Genomic DNA, 25,612 nt, shown 5'->3' with positions numbered 1-25,612 from the left:
GTAATTCCCGAAGGTTTCGTACATCAGGTCGCTGTCATCTGACGCTACCTGGAAATCTTGTCTGCTGAAGGAGCCCGTTAGGTCTCTCTCAAGCGGGAGGCGCATTCTACACTCTCCGGTTTTGATGTCAACATTTTTGTTTGGTTTTTTGTAAATTATTTCAAACTACCAATTTGTTGCCATCCCGCTTCACACTTGCCTTTCAGCTAGCTTTGCATCTTCAATAAAGGAGATGAGCAAGAGACATTCTTTAGTGATTGTCCCGAAGCGAGGCGCGCATTCTACAGACCCTGTTTTGAAGATCAAGGGTTAATTTAAAATAAATTAAAAAAACTAAGACAATGCTTAAATATTAAACATAAAACATGAATTTACTGCTGTTATTTAAACAAATTTGGTTATCTGATTATTTATGCGTAACATAGCTAGGCTTTCTTTTCCTGTTAAAAGAATTCCTATAACAATAATCATATTAGGTAATTACCACATGAAATCTCTTTCTTTATTAAATACTGTATTTGCTATCGCATTTTCTATCATTGCTTACTTTGCACTTCCCAATGAATTTGTATCTGTACAACTCGCCTTTGTATTCGGTTTACTATTTGGCGCAATCGCTATTCCCCAATTTTCTAAGCTTATTTCTGAATCAAGTACCGCACAGGATTCTGCAGAAGTTTCTTCCACTACCACACTTTATGTCGGAAATTTACCGTATAAAGTAAATGAAGAAGCTGTTTCCGAACACTTCTCGGCATACGGCAAAGTCGCCTCGGTCAGGTTGATGAAAGACAGAAGGACTGGAAAACGTAAAGGCTATGGCTTTGTCGAAGTTGCAAGCAAAAGTGCAGACAAGATGATCAGCAAATTAAATGATACTGACTTTCAAGAACGCACCTTGAAAGTACGCTTAGCTAAAGAAAAAAGCGACGAATAATAAACAACTTCGATTAGTTAACCAAAAATGGCGCATTGAATGCGCCATTTTTTTATTTAGATTGTTTCATTTTTTCAACATAAGCTTTAGGGGAAAGCCCGAATTCTTTTTTGAATTGGTTGCTGAAGTACGAAGATGAAGCGAATCCAACATTAAACGCTGTTTCTGTTATTTGCTTACCTTTAAGCAACTCTGCTTTGGCTTTTATTAATCTATATTTTCTTAATAAATCATTAAAGCTCGAATTTGTAAACGCATTAAGTTTTCTATTTAATTGCCTTTCGCTAATTGCTAAATCTGAAACTGCTCGTGCCCTGTTTGTTTTGTCATCTTTATAATTGCTTTCCAGCCAAGTAATAAATTTATCATAGAAGCGTGTATCTCGTTCCGAAGACTTCCCATCGTTATTTAATTCAAAAACATTCTTGTTTTCAACAGTGTTAAAGTTATATTTCCGCGAGATTTTTCTTCTTATATCTAATAGATTTTTAGCTCTCAACAATAACTCGTCGATATCAAAGGGTTTATTGATATAGTCGTCAACATTATGATTCCAGCCATCCATACGTGTTTCATCATCGCCTTTAGCAGTCAATATAATAATTGGAATATGGGAAGTTAATTCATTTTCTCTAATTTTAGTAGTTAGCTGAAAACCATCAAAAACAGGCATCATAAGATCAGTAATTATAATATCAGGCATGACTTCTAAAGATTTATCGAATCCTTCTTGCCCATTTTTAGCGGAATAACATTTGTAATCGTTACTAAAAATTAAAGTCAAATATTTACGCATATCAACTTGATCTTCAACGATCAAAACCGATGGTTTGCGATTAGTATCTTGATTAATTTTAGGAGTAATTTCCTGTTTCTCAGATAGATCAGGGGCAAAATAATTATTTTCCATAGGAAAGGAAACAAAAAGCTCAGATTGCTTAATTTTGGGATTATCGACTAATGGCATGAATACAGTAAACTTGGTCCCGATTTGTAATTTGCTTTCAACTTCAATTTTACCGCCGTTGGCAATGACAAGTTCCTCTACCACAGCTAAGCCTAATCCCGAACCGACATTATCTGTTGCATTCTCTAATCTCGTAAATCGTTTAAAAATCAAATCGATATTATCTTGTTCAATTCCTTTTCCTTGATCTACCACTTCTATTTTAAGAAACTTATCTTCACAACTTGAAGTAACCTTAACTTCCCCTTCTATAGAGTTATAATTGAAAGCATTCATGATTAAATTAGAAAGTATCTTTTCTAATGAGTCAGCCACGTACTCTCCAACACCACTACAAGTATTATCTAATGTTAAGTTTTGATTTTTAACTAATGTTATCGGTCGGAACGACTCAACTATAACCTCTATCGAAGCATGTAAATCGTAAAGTACCTTATAGTCTAATTTTCTAGAATCAATTTTGGAGAGTTCAAGAATTTGATCAACTAGGTTAGTTAACCTGAACGCATTACCTTGAACTAATTCTAAGAGTTTTATAGCTTCAGAATCAGTGATTAAACGACGAAGCTGTTCAATCGGCCCTGATATTAAAGATAGAGGAGTTCTAAATTCGTGCGAGGCATTTGCGTACAAAAACTCTTTGTGTCGCAACATATCACCAAGTCTACTTTTGCTTGTCGCAATCTCTCTTGTATGTTTTAGGACTGAGGACTCTAAGCGTTTACTTAGTATTTTCAACTGTATCATCCTAAATTTGATAAAACTGAATAATGCTAAGATGGCAGATACTGCGTACATTGTATATGCTTGCCAAGTTTGCCAATAAGGAGGAAGAATTCTAATTTTTATAGAATTAGTTGGTTGAATACTAGCACTTTTAGGATCTACAACTCTTACTTCAAATAGATAATCCCCACTTGGTAAAGTTGAATAAGTTGCTGACGCATTTTTCGCTGAAGCTTCTACCCAACTATCGTTAAGCCCAACTAATCTATATTGGAACTTTAGAACATCTCGATCAATAAAGTTGCTTGCAGCAAAAGTTAACTCAAATAAAAACTCTTCATAGGAAAACTCTAAAGGCGAATCAGAATTAATAGATTTGATTAAATCTAACTTTTTTGAAACCATTCCTTGTTTTTCTCTAAGTAGAACAGACAGATCTACAAATACAGCTTTATTCACTTTCTTGAGCCGTTTATTGAGAAATTGATTCGCCTCTATTGTATTGATAACGTAATTGTTTCGATCCCCAGCAACAAGTATTTGTTCATCTGATAAGTTAATAGAAGCAGTAATTTCAAAATCAATATCTTTAATCCCATCTTCCCGTCCGAGCTTAATGGAAGTTTTGTTAGCATGATCGTAACGCACCAACCCCTGATTTGTCATAACCCAAAAATAATCTTCTGAGTCCTGAACGAGTTCACGAATATGTCTGGAGTTTGCTGTGTATTTGGTATCTATAAATTGCAGCTCTCCGGAAGCATCATCTACGAATGCTAACCCTCCACCATCTGTGCAAAGCCAAATCGTACCTTGCTTATCTTCAACGAGGCAATTCTTGATGTACCCATTAGGTTTATTATTTATCTGGATATAATCTTGGACGTTGAAAACTCCATCATGCCTAGTCGCAGCAAACAACTTCCCATCTGACTTTCTGTAAATATTGTCTATATTTTCATTGGAAAAGATTAAAGTGCTATTCCCGACTTCATCTATTTCGTATATTCCTGGTTTGTTATTACTTAAGATTCCAAAATTTACGGTATTGTTAGAATTTCCAACGATATCTACTATTATACCTTGGTCGCTAAACAAGTATTTTGTCTTAGGCTTATTATTAATATCTAGAACTTCTAAAAGTCCCTTATCTTCTACGCCAACTAACAACCTAGATTTATAAGTATCAAAGACCATTGCTGTTACTACACCTACACTCGTAAGAATCTCTTGGAGAATTCTCTCTGTTCTGTCATACAAATACAAATTATCGCCAAAAGCTAGAGCAATCTTATCCGGTTCTAATTCGGCACTAGCCTGAATATTAATATTTTTTAAATTTGAAGGTAATAATTTCTTAATTGTACTAGTAAGCTCGTTAAAATAACCTACTCCAATTAGTGGTGCTGCGAATATAACACCACCTGAATGTGTAATATCAACATCGTAAACGTCTTCAATTTTTAAACCTTCGACATTTAAAATTTGTAAAATGGGGGCACTACTTTCATATCCAGATTCAATTAAATAAAATGAGTCCGAAACAAAAATTACGCTATCTTCGCTATAGCTAAAAATTTTCTTAATTTTACTTTTAGCAGTTAGAATTTCTATTAGTTTGGAATCGACTACTTTATACAATGTTCGACCAATTGAAATCCACAAAACGCCTTTTAAGTCTGAATGAAAATTATCCACTTTCAATTCATGATTGCTATCAAAATAAATTTGAGGTCTACTTAATTTGGTATCTTTAATGTTATACAGGATTTGTTCACTGTCTTTGAAATAAAAATCTCCTGTACTCGTAATCTGGATACTTTCGATAAATTTGAAATTAAATGTATCTGTGGGTGCAAAATTTAAAACTTCAAAAGTTTCAGTATCGATAATTGAAATAACTTTTTCACAATTTAAATAGGCTTTATTTTTGAAAATTTCTATATCTAAACAATATTGAGAAGTTAATCCATTTTCTATATTTAAATGTTTGTATGAATTTAAATATTGGTCATATATAACCACTCCATTCCCAAACATTGTTACCCAAATATTTCCTTTACTGTCCTCTGCTAAACCTTCTACATCAAAGGAATCAAATGGACTTTTATTTGTTGATATATTATCTATATGCAGACCTGTAACTTTAAATAGACCATTTTCACCACCTATCCAAATTGCATCTTTTCCTTGTAAAACTGAATAAACTAAACCCAAAGATCTTCCATCTAACTCGTAAAAAGAATCATACGAATAAACATTTGATGAAAGAACAAAGGCAATTATGAATCCTTTAAAACCATCAATTAAATTCAAGTATTTGTCCCAAAATTATAAAAAAGTGACCCACTGATTATTTTATATACTATTGTAAAAGAATACATTTGATATGAAAGAAATCAAATAAACTGCCAACTTTTTTACTCGGAGAGCACAAAATGAACAAAACTCAAAAAAACTTTACGTCGAAGGTACTAAGAGAAATAAAAGGGAAAGAATTGGATAAGGTGTCTGGTGGAGACTTTGACATTCCTGTTGACGACTACAACATAAATCCAGAAAAACCAACTCCGGTTAAGAGAAAACCGAAAAGGAGTTAAATCCTAATGTAAACATATGATAAAGAGAAAATGGTGCCGACTGCCGGAATCGAACTGGCGACCTACTGATTACAAGTCAGTTGCTCTACCAACTGAGCTAAGTCGGCACACTAAGGTGACGGCTTTTGATTTACTGGAGTAAGTGTTTTTACGTCAGTGACAAGGTTGGTAAATCTTGTCTCAAAAGCGAGGCGCTATTTTAATCACAGAACGTAGCATGTCAACTATTGATTGCGGGTTTCTGACGATTTTCGTCGAAGTTTTTGCAAAACTGTTGGTATTTGCAGCAATGCTAAATTATCGACGATCAATATCTAATCTAATTGCGCTAATTTGTCGGCTTCATCCAATAATTTGGGGAAGTGTTCAATAGGTAAATACTTGGCTAACGTGGTCATAACTTCCGCAAGTTCTGGATAAGTTTGACCTGTGAGGTTTATATGCCCCATTTTGCGTTTTGCCCTGACGCTTTTACCATAAAGGTGTAAATGACAATTATTGATACTGAGTAGATCAGTTGAGTAATCATCACAACCAATAATATTGATCATGGCACACTTACCATTGGCCTGCGTATTACCTAACGGTAAGCCTGTAATGGCACGCATGTGATTTTCGAACTGACTGGTATCAGCGCCTTGCATACTCCAATGCCCAGAATTATGGACCCGAGGCGCAATCTCATTGACCAGCAGTTGATCACCAACTTGGAAAAATTCAACGGCTAATACACCAACATAATCAAATTCATTAGCTAACTTGGTGAAGGCGCTTTGCGCTTGTTCGGTAAGCTGGCTATCAATAGCTGGCGCAGGTGCAACTGAAACGTGCAACTGACCTTGGTAATGTAAATTTTCGGCAAGTGGATAAAACGCGATATCGCCTTGTAAACTGCGAACGCCCAGCAGCGAAAGTTCTCTGTCAAACGGCACCATTTGTTCTGCAATGAGTGGGACTGTTTGTAAGTCTAATTCAGCTAATTGCTGTTTTAGTTCAGGTAATGCTTGTTTGTTCGATAGACGCCACTGGCCGTATCCGTCATATCCGTCACGGCTGGCTTTTAAAATCAGTTTTTCACCTAATTGTGCAACCGCTTCGTCAATCTGATCGACGTGGGTAATTATTTGGTGTTTGCTATTACCGATTTGTAGCTTCTCAAGCACGTTTTTCTCACGCACTCTATCGGCCCCGGTTAGAATCGCTTCCATGCTAGGGTAGAGTTTTCCGCTACTTTGCGCTTGCTCTAATAAATCTTCTGGAACATGTTCAAACTCGACTGACAACACATCGGCCAAATCGATTGCTTGTTCAATGCTCATATCCAGTTTGATTTTGCTAATAGGGTCAACCACTGTGTGATCGGCCACATTGACTGCAAATACTTTGATTCCAAGTGGTACAGCTGACAAATACATCATTTGTGCCAGCTGTCCTGATCCATAGATCAGTACATTCATTCAGGTAACTCCAACTCGTCTAAAGCGAGTACGGTATCTGTTTGTTTTTTACGAAAGGCGATTACAGCGTCTGCTACTTTCTTATCATGCAATGCAATGACTTGCGCTGCCAAGAGTCCGGCATTGGCCGCTCCTGCTTCACCGATTGCTAACGTACCAACGGCAACGCCTTTTGGCATTTGTACAATCGAATATAACGAGTCAACACCACTTAACTGACTAGAACGAACTGGTACACCAAATACCGGAATATGTGTATGAGCCGCTATCATTCCTGGTAGATGAGCCGCGCCACCCGCGCCACCTATAATGACGTGATAATCATTTTCAGCAGCCGTTTTAGCAAACTCTGTCAGCAGATCTGGCGTTCGATGCGCTGAAACCACTTTAGCGTCAAAGTCCACGCCCAAGTTTTTCAGCATAATTGCAGCTTGCTGCATGGTTGGCCAGTCCGATTTTGATCCCATCACTATTGCCACTTTTGGCATATCCGCTCCTAAATGTTTAGGTCTTAGTACCAACGATATGTTGGCTATAAATTATTAAAGTTAATGCAGTACTACACTTAACTGCAATAAAAAGTAGCTATGAGCACCTACAATTGGCGTACCCCTAATATTTGAGGGCGCAGATTGTAGCTTAAATTTCCTCCAAGCCCAAATCTACCTCACATAAATTATCACTATTTTCGTTTTTTCGGCTAAGTTAAGTTTGTTAATAATCTAAATCTGAATGCGGTAAGATAAAAAATCGCAAAATCAGCACAATTTCAATTATATAAAATGAGCTTTTATACATAGTTCGTGCGTATCTACTAAAATAAACTCTATCGAACAAAAGAAAGATAAGACTGACTAAGTATATAGTTTTTGTCGCTAAGCTAACTTTTTTGATTTATTAATAAGGAAAAATTGATGTTAGATGATTTTCTAAAAAAGGAATCTGCCGGCGGTATCCTTTTGATGTTTGCAGCGGTTCTAGCACTGATTGTTGCCAATTCTCCCTTGTCACTCTTCTATGATTTATTAATCGACATGCCTGTTGTGATTCAAGTTGGCGCGTTAGAAATTAACAAGCCATTACTTTTATGGATAAACGATGGGTTAATGGCCGTTTTCTTTTTTATGGTGGGGCTAGAATTAAAACGAGAATTATTAGAAGGCGGATTATCCAATCCAGCCAATATCGTCTTGCCTGCCAGTGGTGCAGTGGGTGGTATGCTTGTTCCTGCTGGTATCTACGTTTTTTTTACTTGGGGAAATCCCGAAGCATTGTCTGGTTGGGCAATTCCAGCTGCGACAGATATTGCTTTTGCAATGGGTATTCTGGCGCTACTTGGAAGCCGTATCCCAGTGAGTTTAAAAATATTTTTAGTCACACTTGCGATAATCGATGATATCGGTGCCATTTTAATCATTGCGCTATTTTACAGCGATACGATTTCCACTTGGCCATTAATCATAGCTGCACTTTGTTTACTCGTTTTAACCAACATGAACCGTAAAAATGTACAGCAATTTCCTTCTTATATTTTAGTTGGCGTTGTTTTATGGGTAGCGATGCTTAAGTCAGGTGTTCATGCAACACTTGCCGGCGTGCTGCTAGCATTTTTTATTCCCATGCGCGATGTTAACAATCCAGAAGTATCGCCAGCTGAAGATTTAGAAAAAAGCTTACACCCTGCGGTAAGCTTTGTAATTCTTCCTGTATTTGCCTTTGCAAACTCTGGAATCGATATTAGCAGTATAAGTGCCGATTCAATATTGCATCCGGTAACGTTTGGTATTTTTGCCGGATTGTTTATAGGCAAACAGGTGGGTGTTTTTACGTTTAGCTGGTTGGCGATAAAACTAGGCTTTGCCAAATTACCTGCTGATCAAAATCTATGGCAGCTATATGGCTGTGCCGTATTGTGTGGTGTTGGGTTTACCATGAGTTTGTTTATCGGATCGTTAGCTTTTGCACAGACCGGTAATAATGCATTTTTCGACGAACGGCTTGGTATTTTGTTAGGCTCTATAACCTCGGCAATTGTCGGTTATTTTATTCTGAAAAAGTCGAGTAAATTGCCAGCTGATTTATAGTTAGGACGCTAAATTAAAAACGGCGGCACAAAATTGTGCCGCCGTTTAATTTTTTAAAACAGACTATTTTTGGTGCTTTTGCATATAATCGATTGTCATATTCGTTAGCAACCGCACACCAAGCTTCATACCATCATCATCCACATAAAAATCCGGCGTATGATGTGCCGGCGCATCTTTAGGATCTACATCTAACGGCTTACCCCCTACCCATAAATAAACACCTGGGACTTCGTTCTGGAAAAACGAGAAATCTTCAGCACCGGTTACAGGTTTGCTATAAATCGCATTTTCTTTGCCCGCGGTATTGATCAAGGTTGGCAACATGGTCGCCATTAAATCGTGATCATTAAAAGTAATAGGATAAGAATAATCTAACGGGAGCGTTAACGTTGCTTCTGCGCGCATACTGTTAGCAATGCCTTTGACTTTTCTTGGCATGGCTTCATACATATGATCACGTGCAGCTTTGTTTAACGTGCGAATGGTGCCTACTAGTTCAACTTCCTCTGGGATGATATTAGAACGAATGCCACCGTTTACCGCGCCAAAGGTAACCACAGCAGCATCATCTAACAGACGAATCTCGCGACTCACAATAGTTTGAATGCTCATAATCATCTGAGCGGCTGTAGTAATTGGATCGACACTTAACCAAGGATAGGCACCGTGAGCTTGTTTACCTTTAATCACTATCTTAAAAGGGTCTACTGCCGCCATTACGCCACCTTCGCGATAAAGCACAGTGCCTACATCTGCAAGTGCACTAATGTGAAGCCCAAAAATAGCATCTACATCTGGGTTTTTAAGTACACCTTCTTTAACCATTAGTTCGGCCCCACCTTCTTCACCGGCAGGTGCGCCCTCTTCAGCAGGTTGAAAAATAAACTTCACCTTACCGTTAAGTTCATCTTTCATTGCAACCAGAATTTCTGCAGCCCCCATTAACATGGCGATGTGCGTGTCATGTCCACAAGCATGCATCACGGGAACGTCTTTACCATTGTATTCACCGCGTGCGACTGATTTCCAAGGTAAGTCATTTTTTTCCAGCACCGGTAAGCCGTCTATATCAGCCCTTAATGCCACAACAGGTCCGGGTTTACCTGAATCTAATATCGCTACAACCCCAGTAACAGCGACTTCAGTTTGCACTTCCAAACCTAATGATTCTAAATGCTCAGCAATATACTTTGCGGTTTTCACTTCACGATTAGATAGTTCAGGGTTTTGATGTAAATGATGACGCCACTGAATAACTTTGGATTCGATTTTGTCCGCCATTTGATCAACAGTGTCAGCAAAACACAAGCTAGGTAAAAGTGACATTGTTAGGAGTAGCTTCTTCATAGTTCCCTTCTTATTAATTATTGGCTTGGTGAGAGACTTTTTATAACACAGTTTCTGACACAAACAAAAAACCCACTGCAACATAATTGCAGTGGGTTTAAATTTTAGCCTTTAAACTGCTTTAGCTTTTTTGACGCTTCATTGCATCAAAAAATTCTTCGTTGGTTTTGGTCATCGCCAATTTACCAATTAAGAATTCAATTGCATCAATTTCAGACATTTCATGAACGATTTTACGCAATATCCACATTTTCTGTAATTCGTCTTGCGTAGTAAGAAGTTCTTCTCGACGTGTACCTGAACGATTGAAGTCGATAGCAGGGAAAACACGTTTTTCAGAAATTTTACGATTGAGATGCAGTTCCATATTACCGGTACCTTTAAACTCTTCGTAAATAACTTCGTCCATTTTTGAACCAGTGTCGATCAATGCAGTTGCAATAATCGTCAAGCTTCCACCTTCTTCTACATTTCGTGCCGCGCCAAAGAAACGTTTTGGCTTATGCAAAGCATTGGCATCAACACCACCGGTCAGTACTTTTCCTGATGAAGGAATCACAGTGTTATAAGCACGCGCTAGGCGGGTAATTGAATCAAGAAGGATGACAACATCTTTTTTATGTTCTACTAAGCGTTTAGCTTTTTCGATAACCATTTCCGCCACTTGAACATGACGACTCGCTGGTTCATCGAAGGTTGAGGCAATCACTTCACCCTGAACTAAGCGTTGCATCTCTGTCACTTCTTCCGGACGCTCATCAATTAACAAAACCATCAACTCGCTATCTGGGTGATTTGCGGCAATTGATTGTGCAATGTTCTGTAGCAACAGGGTTTTACCTGCTTTGGGTGGTGCAACGATTAAGCCACGTTGACCAGCTCCAATAGGTGATGCTAAATCTAAAATACGGGCCGTTAAATCCTCAGTACTGCCATTACCGCGTTGCAACGTAAAACGACGGTTTGCGTGCAAAGGTGTTAAGTTTTCAAAAAGGATTTTATTGCGGGAGTTTTCTGGTTTATCGAAATTAACTTGATTGATTTTTAAAAGGGCAAAATATCTTTCGCTGTCTTTTGGTGGGCGTATTTTCCCAGCAATTGTGTCTCCAGTACGCAGATTAAATCGACGTATTTGGCTTGGAGAAACATAAATGTCGTCCGGACCTGCCAAATATGAAGAATCGGATGAGCGTAAAAAGCCGAAACCATCTTGAAGTATTTCTAGCACGCCATCGCCAAAAATATCTTCGCCGCTTTTAGCATGCGCTTTTAATATGGCAAAAATTATATCTTGCTTTCTCGCCCTGGCCATATTTTCGAGGCCCATTTTTTCGGCTAAAGCTACAAGTTCACTGATCGGTTTATTCTTTAATTCTGTTAAATTCATATTGGTGGGTCTTTGTGATTTGAAATGTGCTTCTAGGCACCCTGTTTTCTTAGTTTCAGGTTTTTTTGACTAATTAAATTCGTTTTACTCTATGGATTGAGCGCGAAATTTGGTGAGTTCAAGATATGAACAATGGAAAGTTAGCACCAAAAAACTGTTGCGTCCAGTGAAAAACGAAGATTCATGAAAAGAAATGTTATTATTTGGTTAAAAAATTAAAAAAGGCGCAGGAAACCCCGTCACTAACTGAGTTTCCCGGCACACTTTTTTAGATTAGATATTGTCGTTCAAAAACTCAGCTAACTGGGTTTTTGACAATGCACCAACTTTAGTTGCAGCGACATTTCCATCCTTAAATAATAGCAAAGTGGGTATCCCACGAATGCCATACTTTGGTGGAGTTTCATTATTTTCATCGACATTCAACTTGCCAACTGTTAACTTGCCGTCGAACTCGCCAGCAACTTCTTCTAAAATTGGCGCAATCATTTTACATGGGCCGCACCATTCCGCCCAGAAATCAACTAGGACAGGACCAGCAGCATTGATAACATCGGCCTCGAAACTATCGTCAGATAACTGGATAATTTTGTCGCTCATACTTTTCTCCGTAATTGGTCTCTCGCTGACATTTTTTTCAGCGCGTCATGAGAGTTATATAGAAACTGTTTTTTAATGCAAGCACTGATAAGCTATAAGCTATGCAAACTACACATTTAACTGAAACACATTTTTCTGATCTGCCCATCCATGCGGATGTATTAAAGGCATTAACAGAAGCAAATTTTATCCATTGCACGCCTATACAGGCGTTAAGTCTTCCCCATCTTTTGGAAGGGCAAGACATTGCAGGTCAAGCTCAAACAGGGACAGGAAAAACTATTGCTTTTCTTGTGGCCACGTTTCATCGTTTATTGACACATCCAAATGAATCCAATAAACAACCTAAAGCTATTATAATGGCACCTACTCGAGAATTGGCAGTACAAATTTACAATGACGCCGAATTATTGAGTAAACACACTGGATTATCGCTTGGTTTGATCTATGGGGGCGAAGGTTACCAAAGTCAACGGGAATCATTACAATCCGGTGTCGATATTATAATTGGAACCACAGGCCGAATAATAGATTATTACAAACAAAACGTATTTTCCCTAGAAAATATTCAAGTTGCCGTGCTTGATGAAGCCGACCGAATGTTTGATTTGGGCTTTATTAAAGATATTCGTTATATGTTCAGACGGATGCCTGAGCCATCAAAAAGACTTAGCATGTTATTTTCTGCTACTTTGTCTTATCGCGTACAAGAGCTTGCCTACGAACACATGAATAACCCCACTCATGTAAAAGTTGAACACGACAAACAAACCGCAAGTAGAATTCAAGAAGAGCTATTTTATCCTTCTGACGAAGATAAAATGCTGTTACTTTTAACCTTACTTGAAGATGAGTGGCCGGAAAAAGCGATTGTGTTTGCCAACACCAAGCATGCTTGTGAAAAATTAAATGACTGGTTAGCTGCCGATGGGCATAGAGTTGGTCTATTAAGTGGCGACGTACCTCAGCGTAAGCGACTTAAAATATTGGAAGATTTTAGTAAAGATAAGCTCGATATTTTGGTTGCTACAGATGTTGCGGCACGAGGATTACATATCGAAAAAGTGACTCACGTTTTCAACTACGACCTACCCGACGATGCGGAAGACTATGTACACCGGATTGGACGTACAGGTAGAGCAGGAAAGAGTGGTCATGCAATTAGCTTTGCTTGTGAAAAATATGCATTGAATTTACCTGCAATTGAAAGTTACATTAGTCGTCCTATTCCAGTCAGTAATTATGATCCAGAATCTTTATTAGAAGACATTACACCACCTAAGCCGCAGTTTAAAAAACGTCAACAAAGTGGTAAAAGTTATAAAAAGCGACCAAGTAACCAAAATCAGAAAAGGCGTTAATGGAAAATCAGCCAATTACCCCAGCAACTACAAAAGAGCAATTGTATGCAGCCGTTGATCTTGGCTCAAACAGTTTCCACCTAGTAATCGTAAGAGTTGTTTCTGGCTCTGTGCAAATTATTGGCAAAGTAAAACAGAAAGTACGACTTGCCGCCGGGCTAAACGATAACATGATGCTAGACGAAGTCAGCATGGAGCGAGGGTGGCGATGTTTAGAAACATTTGCAGAGCGCTTGCAAGATATCCCCTTATCAAATATCAAAGTAGTTGGCACCGCCACGCTACGTATCGCCAAAAATGCCAATGTATTTATTGAAAAAGCACAACAAATACTCAATCAAAAACTCGAAGTCATCAGTGGTGAAGAAGAAGCTCATCAAATCTATTTAGGCGTAGCATATACGTCGGCAAACCAAGGGAATACTTTGGTCATTGATATTGGCGGAGCTAGCACTGAAGTTATCATTGGCAATGATATGCAACCGATTAATTTGGTTAGTCTGGATATGGGGTGCGTCACCTTTAAAGAGCGTTATTTTGTGGATGGCGTGATTTCTGAACAAAATATGCAAAATGCCATTAAGGCGGCGAAAGAAAAGTTAATGCCTGTCATCGATGATTTTGCTTGTTTTGATTGGGAGCAATGCCTCGGTGCATCAGGTACGCCACAGGCGGTGGTTGAAATTTTGGTTGAACAAGGAATTAGCGACGCTATCCGCTTAGATTATTTACACAATTTACTGCAACAGTGCATCGATTGTGGTCATATTGATAGTTTAGATATAGAAGGGTTATCTGAATCCCGACAAACTATTTTCCCTAGTGGTTTATGCATTTTAGTCGCTTTATTTGAACAGTTAAAAATTCAAGAAATGCAGATTTCTGGTGGTGCCTTAAGAGAAGGGCTCATTTACGGCATGCTCGATAACTGTGAGCAAAATGATCGTCGTAAGCACTCAATCAATGAGGCAATCAGAACCTATCATATTGATGAAAAGCAAGCACAACGTGTAAATCTGATTGCCAGTGATTTTTATAAGAAACTATGTTCCCAATCCAATATATGTAATTTTGATGCATTAGCAGTTATTGAAGCGGCATCCTTACTACACGAGATTGGTTTGCATATTGAATATAAACAACATCATATCCACGGAGCTTATATTTTAAGCCATATAAGTTTGAATGGATATTCGCAGTTACAGCGTAAAAGCATCCGAGATCTTGTGCTAAGTCATAGGTCTGAAATAGATTTAAGCAGATTCGACCAATATCACCCTGATATGCAACCACTATTGTATGGACTAGTACGTATTCTGCGTTTGTCTTGTTTGCTATCGATTCGCAGAAAGGATGACCTACTACCTCAGATTAAATTGCAAATTGATGGGCAACACTGGCGATTAACGTTTCCTGAAGGTTGGTTAAGGTTGCACCCATTAATCGACGTGGAATTGGCTAACGAAAAGTGGTTGCAGCATAAAGCCGGATTACCACTTTCGTTTAGTTAACCAATAAAGTTATGTGAGCTTAGTATAATAAGCTGTACATTTTACGGCGTGATTGCGACTTCAATGGATCGCCATCTGGCATAGCGTTAATCATATCTAAGGTATATTTACGCGCCTCTCCAAAGGCCAAATCTTTTTTCAATACAGCAAAAAGCAACTCCAGTGCTTCTTCAGGTTTATTGGCTTGGTGTAATTGAATGGCCAAGTCTACTTTCACCTGTAAATTATCTGGTTGTTCTGCTAATTGCGCCTGTAATTGTTTTATTTCCGGCGATTCTGACGCTTTTTCAAGCAACTCAACTTTCCCGACAATACTGTGATAATAGCCATTTTGATCAACGAGAAGAATCGTATCTAGAATAAGTTTAGCTTGTTTGGTATTGCCTAACTCTACATAACAATCTGCCATAATTAGGGCAATATCAGCGCGCTTTGAGTCAAGATCATGCGCTTGTTTCGCTAACGTAAATGCTTGCTGATAATCGCCTTGATTAACTAGTTCAACCGCTTTTTCATATAACCCATCTTCTGCATTGGGTAGATGTTTTTCGAGCAATTCCTTGATTTGCTCTTCCATCATTGGTCCAGCAAAACCATCAATAGGTTGACCATCTTTGACTAAAATGACAGTGGGTAAGCTTTGAATACCAAATTGTTGAGCAATTTGTTGTTCTTGCTCACAGTTCACATTTGCGTAAATCAAGTGTTCAGCATGTTTGCTCGCTAACGATTCCAAGATCGGCGTAAGTTGTTCGCACATCTCCAAGTTTGGTGCCCAAAAGTTCACCAGAACGAGTTTTTGTTTAGATTCTTCAATAATGACTTGCTGAAAATTCTCTATATTCAAGTTGACGAAATTTTGCATGTTAAACTCTTTGTTGAATTTGCCGTTCCGTTAAATGAAACGCTCTTTTAAACGATTGGGTGTGAGATGGGGGCAATGATTTTAAAAAGCAACCTAGACAAATAGAATTTTGCCCTATTCTAGGGCGTCAATTTTTGCGACCTCGCACTAAAATGTCAATTAAACGACATTGTTTGCCAAAGACATATGGTTTAATGAAATCAATCCGAACACAAAGGACAGAAATAATGGCCGATAAAGAATATAAAAGCTTTTCAGAATTTTATCCTTTTTATTTACGTGAGCATCAAAATAAAACCTGCCGTAGGCTGCACTTTGTTGGATCATCGCTCATATTATTGACCTTGATTTTTATTTTTGTCACTCAGCAATGGTGGTACTTTTTGCTATTACCCATTTTAGGATATGGTTTTGCGTGGGTAGGCCACTTCTTTTTTGAACATAATCGTCCTGCAACTTTTACATACCCTTTCTATAGTTTTTTGGGAGACTGGGTGATGTTTAAAGATATGCTGGTCGGCAAAGTAGAATTTTAGCATCAACTAGCCTTTGCTCTGCAAATCAGCGCTCAATAATAAGCAACGCAAATTTAACCGCTTTTTTTATTTTTGTGGGTATTAGTCTCGGTGTGCAATTTTTTATCTTATTTCTTTTCTTAAACTGTGTATGTCCCAAATTTACTTGTTGTTGTCTCATTTTTATAAAACCTGCCTTTTTAACTGTTGAAAATTAAAGTTTTTTTAACATTTGTCCCATTTGTATAATTTTTCGCCCCAAAATTACAACGCATTTATTCCTCACTTACTTAGGCTTATCTCGTCATTAAGGAAAATGACCCTGACACAAACGGAATGTGTCAGAAATGGACTAACGAAGGATCGTTAATGCAAGGAACGCCTAGCTGTACTATCCGATTGATGCCAAGGAGGCTACCAATCTGATTTGCAAGGAGGCAACAAGGAAGACGGTTTAAATACCAAAACTGGTAAGGAAACCAAAGCAAGAAAGCACATTGTAGACAACGAAACAAAAATTATTCTTTGTTTTCTGTCCGAGATGATTTTAATCACGCATCAGGCATCGTCAGCATGTATTTCCTGCAACAAGGAGCAGTAATTCCAAGGACGGATACTACTTGCTCAACACCATCTAAAGCGATTTATAGCTTGTAGAAAACAACAATATTAGGCGTTAAAAGCAGATAAAGGAAAACGTGATGCAACAAAGTCTGTTTAGACAAAGTGCTATCGAACATCAAAAGGATAGACTGCATGGGGAGATTTTGCTTATTCCCACCTTCTCTCATGTTTTCATCACACTTTGTGTTAGCGCTTGGATTGTCGCAGTCATTGCATGGCTGGTTACTAGCCAATATGCCAGAAAAGAAAGTGTGCAGGGCTGGCTAGAGCCGCCAAATGGCGTAATGAAGCTATTCCCGCAAACCACTTCCGGACGAATTGAACAGGTTTTAGTTACTGAAGGACAACAAGTAACTGCTGGGCAAACACTTGTTGTTATCGATGGTGACCGTACTCTTTTGGGCGGCACTAGCCTACAAACAACATTGTTAGAAGAGTACAAAAATCAGCAGCGTATTCTGTTAACACAGTTAGAAAGATCCGACATTATTGATGCTATCAGCATTCAAAGTGCACAATCTAAATTGGTTGCAATGGAACAAGATCTTACTCGACTTGATACCCAAATCAGCACATTGCAAAAACGGCAGTCACTGGTGTCGTCGCGCTATGACAATTATCAATCAATGCGTAAATCAGGCCTGTTATCAAAAGCAGATTTAGAAGAACTTTTAGAGCAAAAATTAGCGTTACAAAACCAAGAACAAGCACTGCAACGAGAAAAAATTAATTTAAATAACGATATCAATACGAATAAAAACCACTTACTTACACTGCCGCAAAATCAATTAAACCAAGCAAACCAAATTAAATCTCAATTAAGTGACCTAGCGTTAAAAATTGCGCAACTGGAAGGTCAAAGTAGGCATATTCTCAAAGCAACCCGAGATGGGGTTGTGTCGAACCTGCAAGCTCAAGTTGGCCAACAAACGAATATCAATACGCCTTTACTGTCAGTGGTTCCGCGAGACAGTGTCATTCAAGCAAAGTTATTGATCCCCGTTAAAGCCATAGGGTTTATAGAACAAGGTCAAGTGATTCAAATCCGTTACGATGCATTTCCCTACCAAAAATTTGGGCTTTATCAAGGCACCATCACCAGTGTTTCAGATTCAATAATTCTACCCAATGAAGTGCATTTTGCTCCGTTGAATATTCAAGAGCCCGTGTATCTGGTGCATGCGACGTTAGAGTCTCAATGGGTTTCTGCGTACGGTAAAGAGTTATCGTTAAAGTCAGGAATGACACTGTCAGCTGACGTGCAGTTAGGTGAGCGTAGCTTACTGGAATGGATATTCGAACCTTTATTAAGCTTGCGGGGGAGAATCTAGTGACGACCACAACCTTTAGTCGACCAGAGCAGTTACTCAATTTCAGTAGCCGGAAATCACTTCCCTGCATTTTGCAAACAGAAGCGTCTGAATGCGGTTTAGCATGTCTGGCAATGATCAGTGGTTTTTATGGCTACGAAATAGACTTAACCAGTATCCGCAGTCGATTTTCTATTTCTGCGCATGGCGCAACACTGAAACAAATAATGCAGATTGCCGGACAAATGGAGCTGACCTCCAGAGCATTGCGTCTCGAGATGGAGCAATTGGCTGAACTGCAAACGCCGTGCATATTGCATTGGGAGCTAAAACACTTTGTGGTGTTAAAGAAAGTCACTAAAAATAAAGTGCATATACACGACCCAGGGATTGGAGAACGTATTTTAGATTTCGCTGAAGTCGACAAGTTATTTACAGGTGTCGCGTTAGAGTTGACCCCGACTCCAGATTTCGAAAAAGGAAAACAAAAACGTAAGTTAGCTCTTAGTCATTTTTGGAACCGCATCACTGGTCTTAAACGTAGTTTAAGTTTGATTTTATTACTTTCAATATTCATCCAGATATTTGCATTAGTTCAGCCCTATTATATGCAAACTGTCATAGACGATGTCATTTTGCGTTCGGATTACAATTTACTTGCAGTGCTAGCATTTGGTTTTGGTTTATTGTTGTTGATAGATGCTGGCACATCGTATGTGCGTCAAATGGTGATTCTAAATCTTTCCAGTCGTCTTAATATTCAAATGGCTGCAAATGTTTTTACCCATTTAATTCGATTACCGATGGATTACTTTAGCAAACGACACATGGGTGACGTTGTTTCACGATTTGGGTCATTGCAAAGTATTCGTGAACTGCTGACCACGGGTTTAGTAACGATATTTGTTGATGGACTGATGGCCATCCTAATTGTCTGGGTAATGTTCTTGTACGACATTAAGTTAACTCTCATTGTCTTGGGCGTCGTGTTTCTTTATGCCTTGCTACGATTTCTTTTTTATAAACCGCTCAAACGCTTAACTGAAGAAAGTATTGTTTCTACTGCAAAAGAAAATAGTCACTTTATGGAGTCGGTTAGAGCAATTCAAACTATCAAGCTTTTCGAAAAAGAAACGGATAGGCAGAGTCAATGGCAGAACAAACTGGCTGAAGCTATGAACAAAGAAATTCGTCTTCAGCGTTGGCATATCAGTTTTGATACAGCAAACAAAATCCTCTTTGGTTTGGAAAACATCATTGTTATCTATTTTGCCGCGCTGGCTGTCACGAACAATATTTTGAGCGTGGGAATGTTGTTTGCTTTTGTCAGTTACAAATCACGCTTCATTAATGCAATGGATAACTTAATTGAAAAGTGGATTGAGTTTCGCATGCTGGACTTACACTGTGAGAGGCTCGCGGATGTGGTTTACACACCCAAAGATCCCATGGTTAAAGAGCTTAAAAACACACATATAAGTAACGCTGACATCTCTTTCAACAACATCAGTGGCGATTTGACTTTGCAAAATTTGGGATTTTCTTATAGCCAAGTAGATAGCCCTGTTTTCCACAATATTAACCAAACATTCAAAGCCGGCTCAACCATCGCAATTATCGGCGCTAGTGGTTGCGGTAAAAGTACTTTGATGAAGTGCATGATGGGCTTATTGCAACCCACTCAAGGACAAGTCTTAGTGGATGGAATCCCCTTATCCAGTGTTGAAACTTACCGAGAAAATATCGCCGCTGTTATGCAAGATGATGTGTTGTTGACAGGTTCAATAGCCGAAAATATCGCTTGCTTAACCAGCAATGTGGATATGCAGAAAGTAGTGTATTGCGCTAATTTAGCATGCGTTCACGATGATATTGCGCAAACCAGCATGCAATACAACACGCTGGTAGGAGACATGGGGGCCAACCTCAGTGGCGGACAGAAACAACGCATTATATTAGCTAGGGCACTATATAAAGAGCCCAAAATACTTTTTCTTGATGAAGCCACCAGCCATTTAGACGTACAGAACGAAATGGCCATAAACAACCATATCAAACAGTTATCGATCACACGAGTGGTCATCGCACATCGTCCTGAAACCATCGCCAGCGCAGATAAAGTGTTTCGCTTGGAATCGGGTCAATTGCGCGATGTCACTTCGTCGATAAAACAGCCGTAAACATTAACCTAATATTTAAGGAAAAATAAAATGGAAAACATGTTGGAGTTGTATCAACACAAGCTATCTAAACGCGAAGCGCAAGTTGCAAATAAAGTGCGTGAAGGACTAAGTAACCGATCCATTGCTGAACAATTGTTTATCAGCGAAAGAACCGTAAAATTTCATTGTACGAATATTTTTAGAAAGTTAGCAGTTAATAACCGAAAAATGTTGCGTACCTTGTTTTCAAGCGCGTATGAAGCGGTTTAAAACTGTACCCAAGTACAGTTAACTTTGGGCGTAAATCAGCCATACTGTAAGAGTCAGCACATGATGTGCGGCACTTAAACAACGTAAAATTTACAAGGAGAATGATATGGAACATCCATTCAATACTAAAATGGAACTTACTATTTTAACCACCGAGCAAATTGCCGGAGGAACGATTGAGCACCGACTTCCTAAAGAAGTGAAATTACCAACACCTACTCCAATTAAACCGCCAATGGAAACCACCATGGCGATTGGAGAAGAAGGTGGAAGTTTTGGTAATTGGTACTAAACGTCCTTGCGATGGGCTGTCTACTTAGACGCCCATCTGCATAGAATTTCCCTATAAAAAAGTAACAAGGATTGTTATGTCAGTCGTTATCATTTTAGGTGCTAGTCAAGATTGTCACGCCTTACACATGTTGCAAGCCTGCCATAAAGCGGGTGTAGAAGCAGCCCTATTTGACACTTCGCAATATCCGTCATGTCATGGCATCAGTTGGAACCCCGTACTAGCTCAAGGAGGTTTGCGGCTGAACTCAACGCTATATCGATTTGAACAAATTCACAGTGTATTTTGGAGCAGCGTAGGACCGCCTGGATTAGAAGACACGACTAATCCTTCACTATATCAAATTGCAATGAGTGATAGCTCCAGTGCTTTACGCACGTTTTTTGATGAATCCAGTATTCATTGGATTAATTCATGGCAGGTTTTTGACTCACATAAAGTCAAACCTCGGCAACTACACAAAGCTGCAACGATAGGAGCAAAGATACCACAAACATATATAGGAAACGAAAGTGAAGACTTACTTGCTTTTGCAAAACAATTTAAAAAATTGTTGTTTAAACCTGTATATGGTGGAGCGCATGCCACTTTGGTTGACAAAAACCAATTAAGCTTATTACATCTGCAAAAAGTATTGAAGTATGCCCCGGTAACCATTCAAGAATACATTCAAGGCACTAATATCCGTACCTATGTGATTGGTTCTCACGTGTATAGCGCAGAAATAGTAAGTGATGAAGTTGATTTTAGAATGCAATCAAATCCGGTTCATATTCCCACCCCCACGCCACCGCAAATTGCAATATTAGCTAAACGACTTACCAAATCCTTTAATATGCATTGGACTGCAATTGATTGGCGGCGAGATCACCGTGGTAATTATTACTTTCTAGAGGCGAATCCGAGTCCGATGTTTATCCATTTTGAACAACTTACCGGTTACCCTATAACCGAAATGCTAATTCAGTCTCTCACGCAGTCAAGTCACCTCTGTGATGTTGGCTAACGCACAGATTAGTTAAAATCAAATAAAGTAAAGTGTAGCTTTATCCATACATACCGCCTGTTGTGTACTAGCCCTGAAGCATTTTAGTTAACCCAACTTGTGTGTATAGTGACGCCGATCTTAATTGAAACGACATTCAAATTAATAATAAAACCACAGGAATTCTCTATGATGATATTCAATAGAAGCGCAAAAGTGGGTTACTTACTTTTAAGCATTTCTTTGTTATTTTCCGCAAATAATTATGCAGCTCAAGATGAAAGCGCAGATTCAGAAGCTAATTCCCCTTCGTCTGAAAAACAAGAGTGGGATGTACTAAACCCACCATTCGAGCTTTCCTCACTAGAAATAGATACAGATGAAGTCACTTGGGCAAGCTTAGATATTTCGCCTAACGGTAAACAGATGGTGTTTGACACCTTGGGCGATATTTTTATTGTCGATATTGAAGGCGGAAAAGCGACATCACTCACTCAGGATTTCGCTTGGAATATTCAACCTGCGTTTAGTCCAGACGGTAAAAAAATAGCGTTCAGCTCAGATCGAGGTGGGCTTTCAAATATCTGGGTGATGAATACTGATGGGACTGATTTAAAACAAATTACTAAAGAAAAAAACAATATCATGCATTCACCTAAGTGGAGTCCAGATGGTCAGTATGTATTGGCAACCAAGGGCATCATGTCGAGTCGTAGTATTCCAGCTGGTGAAATTTGGATGTATCACTTTTCTGGTGGAGATGGCATTCAGTTAAAGGCTCGCGTTAATGGCAAGGTTGATCAAAAGAACATTGCAGATCCCGCCTTTTCTCCAGATGGAAAATACGTTTACTTCACTCAAGATATAACCGCTGGTTCACGTTTTAATTATAACCGAGATCCGCTCAAATCAATTTTTGCAATTACCCGTTACGAATTAGACAGCGGAGAAGAAGAACGTTTCATTAGTGGTACGGGGGGCGCAATTGTTCCCACTCCATCCCCCGATGGCAAGCAAATAGCGTTTATTCGCAGAATCAAAAATCGCACGGCATTATTTGTAAAAGATTTAACCGATGGGACTGAGCGAGTGCTATATCAAGATCTTGAGCGAGATATGCAAGAAGGTTTTGGTAGCGAAGGTTATTTTGCATATTTTGATTGGACCCCGGATTCAAACAACATAGTATTTTGGACTGGTGGTAAATTCCACAAGTTAAATGTTAATGATCTGAAAGTTGAAACTATTCCCGTAAACTTGTCGACGACCGCACAATATGCTGAAGCTGTGCGTTTCGATGTTGATGTTGCACCTGAATCATTTGACATAAAAATGATACGTTGGGCGCAAAAGTCGCCAGATGGTAAAAATATCGTATATCAAGCGTTGGGTAAGCTTTACGTTAAAGATTTAAAGTCAGGCAAAGTGAAACGCCTAACCAAACAAAACGATCACGACGAAAATTATCCGCGTTATTCCAATGACGGTAAAAAGATTGTTTACACCACATGGAATGACCAAGATTTAGGCACGATCAGAATAGTGTCTGCACGTGGCGGTAAAGGTAAGGTTATATCGAAAAATCCAGGGCATTATGTTGAGCCGAGTTTCTCGCTAGACGGTGAACTAGTGACTTATAGAAAAGTGACTGGAGGCTACTTGTTGTCGCCCAAGTGGTCCGTTGAACCGGGCCTGTATGTAGTCAACATTGATGAAAAGTCGCATACGCGAATTGCGCAAAGTGGCTTTGCTCCGCATTTTGCAGGATCGAACCAGCGCGTTTACTATACGACTGTGGTCGGCGGGACGCCTTACACGGAAACACAGTTAGTTAGTGTTGATTTAAACGGCGAAGACAAGCGAGAGCATCTCTACGGTGCAGACAAAATTAACGAATATCGATTATCCCATGACGGAAAGTGGATTGCTTTTGTACACCAATACAATGCCTATGTTGCTCCTTTCAAAGAAATGGGTAAACGCCAGAATATTGGACCTACAAGTACCGCCACACCAATCAAACAAGTATCAAGTCGAGCTGGTGAGTATTTAACTTGGCTTCCTGATAATAAAACACTTTCTTGGTATCACGGTCCGCATTATTTTGAACGCGAATTAAAAGACGCTTTTGAATTTTTGCCAGATTCTCCAGAAACCTTACCAGAGCCAGTAAGTGAAGGAATAAATTTATCCTTTAACCATAAAGCAGACATGCCAGAAGGCTATAAAGCTATCGTTGGCGGCACGGTCATCACCATGCGTGATGCAGATAACCAGCAAGAAGTGATTGAAAATGCAGTCGTTTTGATCAAAGACAATAAGATCGAAGCGATTGGAAAAGTAGATGAGATAGAAATACCAAAATCAGCTTTAGTTATTGATGCGAAAGGCAAAACCGTGATTCCTGGCCTAATTGATACCCATGCACACGGATCACAAGGAAGCAATGAGATTATTCCGCAACAAAATTGGAATCAATATTCAAACTTAGCCTTTGGTGTTACTACCATTCACGACCCGTCTAACGACACCACTGAAATTTTTTCAGCCGCTGAGCTGCAAAAAGCAGGCTTGATTGTAGCTCCACGTATTTATTCTACTGGCACCATCTTATATGGCGCTGAGGGATTAGGATACAAAGCTATCATTAAAAGTTTTGAAGACGCAAAATATCATTTACAACGACTCAAAGACGTCGGTGCAATATCGGTAAAAAGTTATAATCAGCCACGCCGCGACCAGCGCCAACAAGTGTTAGCCGCGGCAAAAGAGCTTGGTTTAATGGTCGTGCCTGAAGGTGGCGGTAAGTTGCAGCAAAACATTACCATGGTAGTAGACGGTCACACAGGATTAGAACACTCTTTACCTATCGCTAAGGGATATAACGACTTAACTAGCTTGTGGTCAGCAACTAAATCTGGGTACACACCCACATTTGTCGTTTCATACGGTGGCTTGATGGGTGAAGAGTATTGGTACGACCGTACAGAAGTATGGAAAAATCCACGCTTAATGCGATACACACCTGCTCATATCATCGACAAACGAGCGATTCGTCGCCCAACTGCACCAGACAACCAATACAATCACTTTAATGTTGCTTCATATGCCAAAGTACTTAGAGATAATGGCGTAGGTGTGCAAATAGGTGCCCATGGTCAGCGCGAAGGATTGGCAGCTCATTGGGAGTTGTGGTCAATGCAGCAAGGCGGTTTCACACCGTGGGAAGCGTTAAGGGGCGGAACAATCGACGGTGCTAAGCATTTGGGAATGGACAAACAAATTGGCAGCATCGAAGTAGGTAAAGTAGCTGATTTAGTGGTGATTGACGGTGATGTGTTAACCGATCTTCAGCGTAGTGAGTTTGTTGACTACACGGTGATCAATGGACGCGTTTACGAAGCAGCCACAATGAATGAAGTTAATAGTAAGAAAAAGCGTCAGGCGTTTTTCTTTGAGCAGGACAATCAAAGCTTTATGCCTAAAGAAACTGAAGCCAGAGTGCATCAAAAAGGTAAACAACATAAATGGGTGCACTAGACTAAGCTCATAATTCGATTAATTATTTGAAAGGGCGCATTTATATGCGCCCTTTTTTGTGTCAAATTA

Annotated in this window: 19 protein-coding genes and 1 tRNA gene; 12 read left to right on the top strand and 8 right to left on the bottom strand. The window is 39.1% G+C overall.

What is annotated here, in order from left to right; genetic code table 11:
- The first annotated feature begins 487 nt into the window (after positions 1-487).
- Positions 488-937 carry an RNA recognition motif domain-containing protein gene (locus GLIP_RS17375; protein WP_008845990.1) on the top strand — a complete coding sequence of 150 codons (450 nt, stop codon included), beginning with the start codon at positions 488-490 and terminating at the stop codon, positions 935-937.
- Between the two features lie 52 nt (positions 938-989).
- Here the strand turns inward: GLIP_RS17375 and GLIP_RS17370 are convergent, their stop codons facing one another.
- Positions 990-4,946 carry a hybrid sensor histidine kinase/response regulator transcription factor gene (locus GLIP_RS17370; protein ID WP_040523430.1) on the bottom strand — a complete coding sequence of 1,319 codons (3,957 nt, stop codon included), beginning with the start codon at positions 4,944-4,946 and terminating at the stop codon, positions 990-992.
- Positions 4,947-5,068: 122 nt separating this feature from the next.
- On the opposite strand from GLIP_RS17370, the gene GLIP_RS21970 reads away from it, so the two are divergent.
- A complete protein-coding gene (locus tag GLIP_RS21970) occupies positions 5,069-5,230 on the top strand; it encodes a hypothetical protein (protein WP_008845988.1) in 162 nt (53 codons plus the stop codon).
- A gap of 31 nt (positions 5,231-5,261) precedes the next feature.
- Here the strand turns inward: GLIP_RS21970 and GLIP_RS17365 are convergent.
- From GLIP_RS17365 to purE, 3 genes are all read right to left on the bottom strand, one after another.
- Positions 5,262-5,337 (bottom strand) — tRNA-Thr (locus GLIP_RS17365).
- A gap of 207 nt (positions 5,338-5,544) precedes the next feature.
- The gene (locus GLIP_RS17360; protein ID WP_008845987.1) at positions 5,545-6,687 is read right to left on the bottom strand and encodes a 5-(carboxyamino)imidazole ribonucleotide synthase; all 1,143 of its coding nucleotides are present in this window, start codon (positions 6,685-6,687) and stop codon (positions 5,545-5,547) included.
- Positions 6,684-7,175: a 5-(carboxyamino)imidazole ribonucleotide mutase gene (gene purE / locus GLIP_RS17355; RefSeq protein ID WP_008845986.1), complete on the bottom strand. Its 492-nt coding sequence runs from the start codon at positions 7,173-7,175 to the stop codon at positions 6,684-6,686. Before purE ends, GLIP_RS17360 begins: the two co-directional genes overlap by 4 nt.
- A gap of 426 nt (positions 7,176-7,601) precedes the next feature.
- On the opposite strand from purE, the gene nhaA reads away from it, so the two are divergent.
- Positions 7,602-8,771: a Na+/H+ antiporter NhaA gene (gene nhaA / locus GLIP_RS17350; protein WP_008845985.1), complete on the top strand. Its 1,170-nt coding sequence runs from the start codon at positions 7,602-7,604 to the stop codon at positions 8,769-8,771.
- Positions 8,772-8,834: 63 nt separating this feature from the next.
- Here the strand turns inward: nhaA and GLIP_RS17345 are convergent, their stop codons facing one another.
- The 3 genes from GLIP_RS17345 to trxA all read right to left on the bottom strand — a co-directional run bounded on the left by GLIP_RS17345 (position 8,835) and on the right by trxA (position 12,108).
- Positions 8,835-10,121 carry an amidohydrolase gene (locus tag GLIP_RS17345; RefSeq protein WP_040523427.1) on the bottom strand — a complete coding sequence of 429 codons (1,287 nt, stop codon included), beginning with the start codon at positions 10,119-10,121 and terminating at the stop codon, positions 8,835-8,837.
- A gap of 121 nt (positions 10,122-10,242) precedes the next feature.
- Positions 10,243-11,508 (bottom strand): transcription termination factor Rho, encoded by a 1,266-nt coding sequence (rho, locus tag GLIP_RS17340; protein ID WP_008845983.1) that lies wholly within the window; start codon positions 11,506-11,508, stop codon positions 10,243-10,245.
- Between the two features lie 273 nt (positions 11,509-11,781).
- The gene (gene trxA, locus GLIP_RS17335; protein ID WP_008845982.1) at positions 11,782-12,108 is read right to left on the bottom strand and encodes a thioredoxin TrxA; all 327 of its coding nucleotides are present in this window, start codon (positions 12,106-12,108) and stop codon (positions 11,782-11,784) included.
- 101 nt (positions 12,109-12,209) lie between these two features.
- On the opposite strand from trxA, the gene rhlB reads away from it, so the two are divergent.
- Together rhlB and GLIP_RS17325 are read left to right on the top strand one after the other, a co-directional pair.
- Positions 12,210-13,469: an ATP-dependent RNA helicase RhlB gene (gene rhlB, locus GLIP_RS17330; RefSeq protein WP_008845981.1), complete on the top strand. Its 1,260-nt coding sequence runs from the start codon at positions 12,210-12,212 to the stop codon at positions 13,467-13,469.
- Positions 13,469-14,980, top strand: coding sequence for a Ppx/GppA phosphatase family protein (locus GLIP_RS17325; protein ID WP_008845980.1), 1,512 nt, complete (start codon positions 13,469-13,471; stop codon positions 14,978-14,980). The genes rhlB and GLIP_RS17325 overlap by 1 nt, the downstream gene beginning before the upstream one ends.
- Before the next feature lie 19 nt (positions 14,981-14,999).
- On the opposite strand, the gene GLIP_RS17320 is transcribed toward GLIP_RS17325, so the two are convergent.
- A complete protein-coding gene (locus tag GLIP_RS17320; protein WP_008845979.1) occupies positions 15,000-15,845 on the bottom strand; it encodes a thioredoxin family protein in 846 nt (281 codons plus the stop codon).
- Between the two features lie 227 nt (positions 15,846-16,072).
- Here GLIP_RS17320 and GLIP_RS17315 point away from each other — a divergent pair, with 227 nt between their 5' ends.
- The 7 genes from GLIP_RS17315 to GLIP_RS17285 all read left to right on the top strand — a co-directional run bounded on the left by GLIP_RS17315 (position 16,073) and on the right by GLIP_RS17285 (position 25,543).
- Entirely contained in the window at positions 16,073-16,381 is a 309-nt protein-coding gene (locus GLIP_RS17315) for a DUF962 domain-containing protein (RefSeq protein WP_008845978.1), read from the top strand.
- Between the two features lie 680 nt (positions 16,382-17,061).
- Positions 17,062-18,315, top strand: coding sequence for an HlyD family secretion protein (locus GLIP_RS17310; RefSeq protein ID WP_008845976.1), 1,254 nt, complete (start codon positions 17,062-17,064; stop codon positions 18,313-18,315).
- Positions 18,315-20,474 carry a peptidase domain-containing ABC transporter gene (locus tag GLIP_RS17305; RefSeq protein ID WP_008845975.1) on the top strand — a complete coding sequence of 720 codons (2,160 nt, stop codon included), beginning with the start codon at positions 18,315-18,317 and terminating at the stop codon, positions 20,472-20,474. Before GLIP_RS17310 ends, GLIP_RS17305 begins: the two co-directional genes overlap by 1 nt.
- Before the next feature lie 30 nt (positions 20,475-20,504).
- A complete protein-coding gene (locus tag GLIP_RS17300) occupies positions 20,505-20,726 on the top strand; it encodes a response regulator transcription factor (protein ID WP_008845974.1) in 222 nt (73 codons plus the stop codon).
- A gap of 106 nt (positions 20,727-20,832) precedes the next feature.
- Positions 20,833-21,018, top strand: coding sequence for a hypothetical protein (locus GLIP_RS17295; RefSeq protein WP_008845973.1), 186 nt, complete (start codon positions 20,833-20,835; stop codon positions 21,016-21,018).
- Positions 21,019-21,094: 76 nt separating this feature from the next.
- Positions 21,095-22,024, top strand: coding sequence for an ATP-grasp domain-containing protein (locus tag GLIP_RS17290; RefSeq protein ID WP_008845972.1), 930 nt, complete (start codon positions 21,095-21,097; stop codon positions 22,022-22,024).
- A 171-nt stretch (positions 22,025-22,195) separates the two neighbouring features.
- Positions 22,196-25,543, top strand: coding sequence for an amidohydrolase family protein (locus tag GLIP_RS17285; protein ID WP_040523437.1), 3,348 nt, complete (start codon positions 22,196-22,198; stop codon positions 25,541-25,543).
- Positions 25,544-25,612: the final 69 nt, after the last annotated feature.

The organism is Aliiglaciecola lipolytica E3 (assembly GCF_000314975.1).
In the GTDB taxonomy this organism is placed as follows: domain Bacteria; phylum Pseudomonadota; class Gammaproteobacteria; order Enterobacterales; family Alteromonadaceae; genus Aliiglaciecola; species Aliiglaciecola lipolytica.
This window is presented reverse-complemented; position numbering and strand designations above follow the sequence as displayed.

Coding starts and splice junctions, on each gene's coding strand:
- GLIP_RS17320 (WP_008845979.1), bottom strand. CDS start 15,845: ATGCAAAATTTCGTCAACTTGAATATAGAGAATTTTCAGCAAGTCATT.
- GLIP_RS17285 (WP_040523437.1), top strand. CDS start 22,196: ATGATATTCAATAGAAGCGCAAAAGTGGGTTACTTACTTTTAAGCATT.
- GLIP_RS21970 (WP_008845988.1), top strand. CDS start 5,069: ATGAACAAAACTCAAAAAAACTTTACGTCGAAGGTACTAAGAGAAATA.
- nhaA (WP_008845985.1), top strand. CDS start 7,602: ATGTTAGATGATTTTCTAAAAAAGGAATCTGCCGGCGGTATCCTTTTG.
- trxA (WP_008845982.1), bottom strand. CDS start 12,108: ATGAGCGACAAAATTATCCAGTTATCTGACGATAGTTTCGAGGCCGAT.
- GLIP_RS17375 (WP_008845990.1), top strand. CDS start 488: ATGAAATCTCTTTCTTTATTAAATACTGTATTTGCTATCGCATTTTCT.
- purE (WP_008845986.1), bottom strand. CDS start 7,175: ATGCCAAAAGTGGCAATAGTGATGGGATCAAAATCGGACTGGCCAACC.
- GLIP_RS17345 (WP_040523427.1), bottom strand. CDS start 10,121: ATGAAGAAGCTACTCCTAACAATGTCACTTTTACCTAGCTTGTGTTTT.
- GLIP_RS17295 (WP_008845973.1), top strand. CDS start 20,833: ATGGAACATCCATTCAATACTAAAATGGAACTTACTATTTTAACCACC.
- GLIP_RS17325 (WP_008845980.1), top strand. CDS start 13,469: ATGGAAAATCAGCCAATTACCCCAGCAACTACAAAAGAGCAATTGTAT.
- GLIP_RS17290 (WP_008845972.1), top strand. CDS start 21,095: ATGTCAGTCGTTATCATTTTAGGTGCTAGTCAAGATTGTCACGCCTTA.
- GLIP_RS17315 (WP_008845978.1), top strand. CDS start 16,073: ATGGCCGATAAAGAATATAAAAGCTTTTCAGAATTTTATCCTTTTTAT.
- rho (WP_008845983.1), bottom strand. CDS start 11,508: ATGAATTTAACAGAATTAAAGAATAAACCGATCAGTGAACTTGTAGCT.
- GLIP_RS17360 (WP_008845987.1), bottom strand. CDS start 6,687: ATGAATGTACTGATCTATGGATCAGGACAGCTGGCACAAATGATGTAT.
- GLIP_RS17310 (WP_008845976.1), top strand. CDS start 17,062: ATGCAACAAAGTCTGTTTAGACAAAGTGCTATCGAACATCAAAAGGAT.
- GLIP_RS17300 (WP_008845974.1), top strand. CDS start 20,505: ATGGAAAACATGTTGGAGTTGTATCAACACAAGCTATCTAAACGCGAA.
- rhlB (WP_008845981.1), top strand. CDS start 12,210: ATGCAAACTACACATTTAACTGAAACACATTTTTCTGATCTGCCCATC.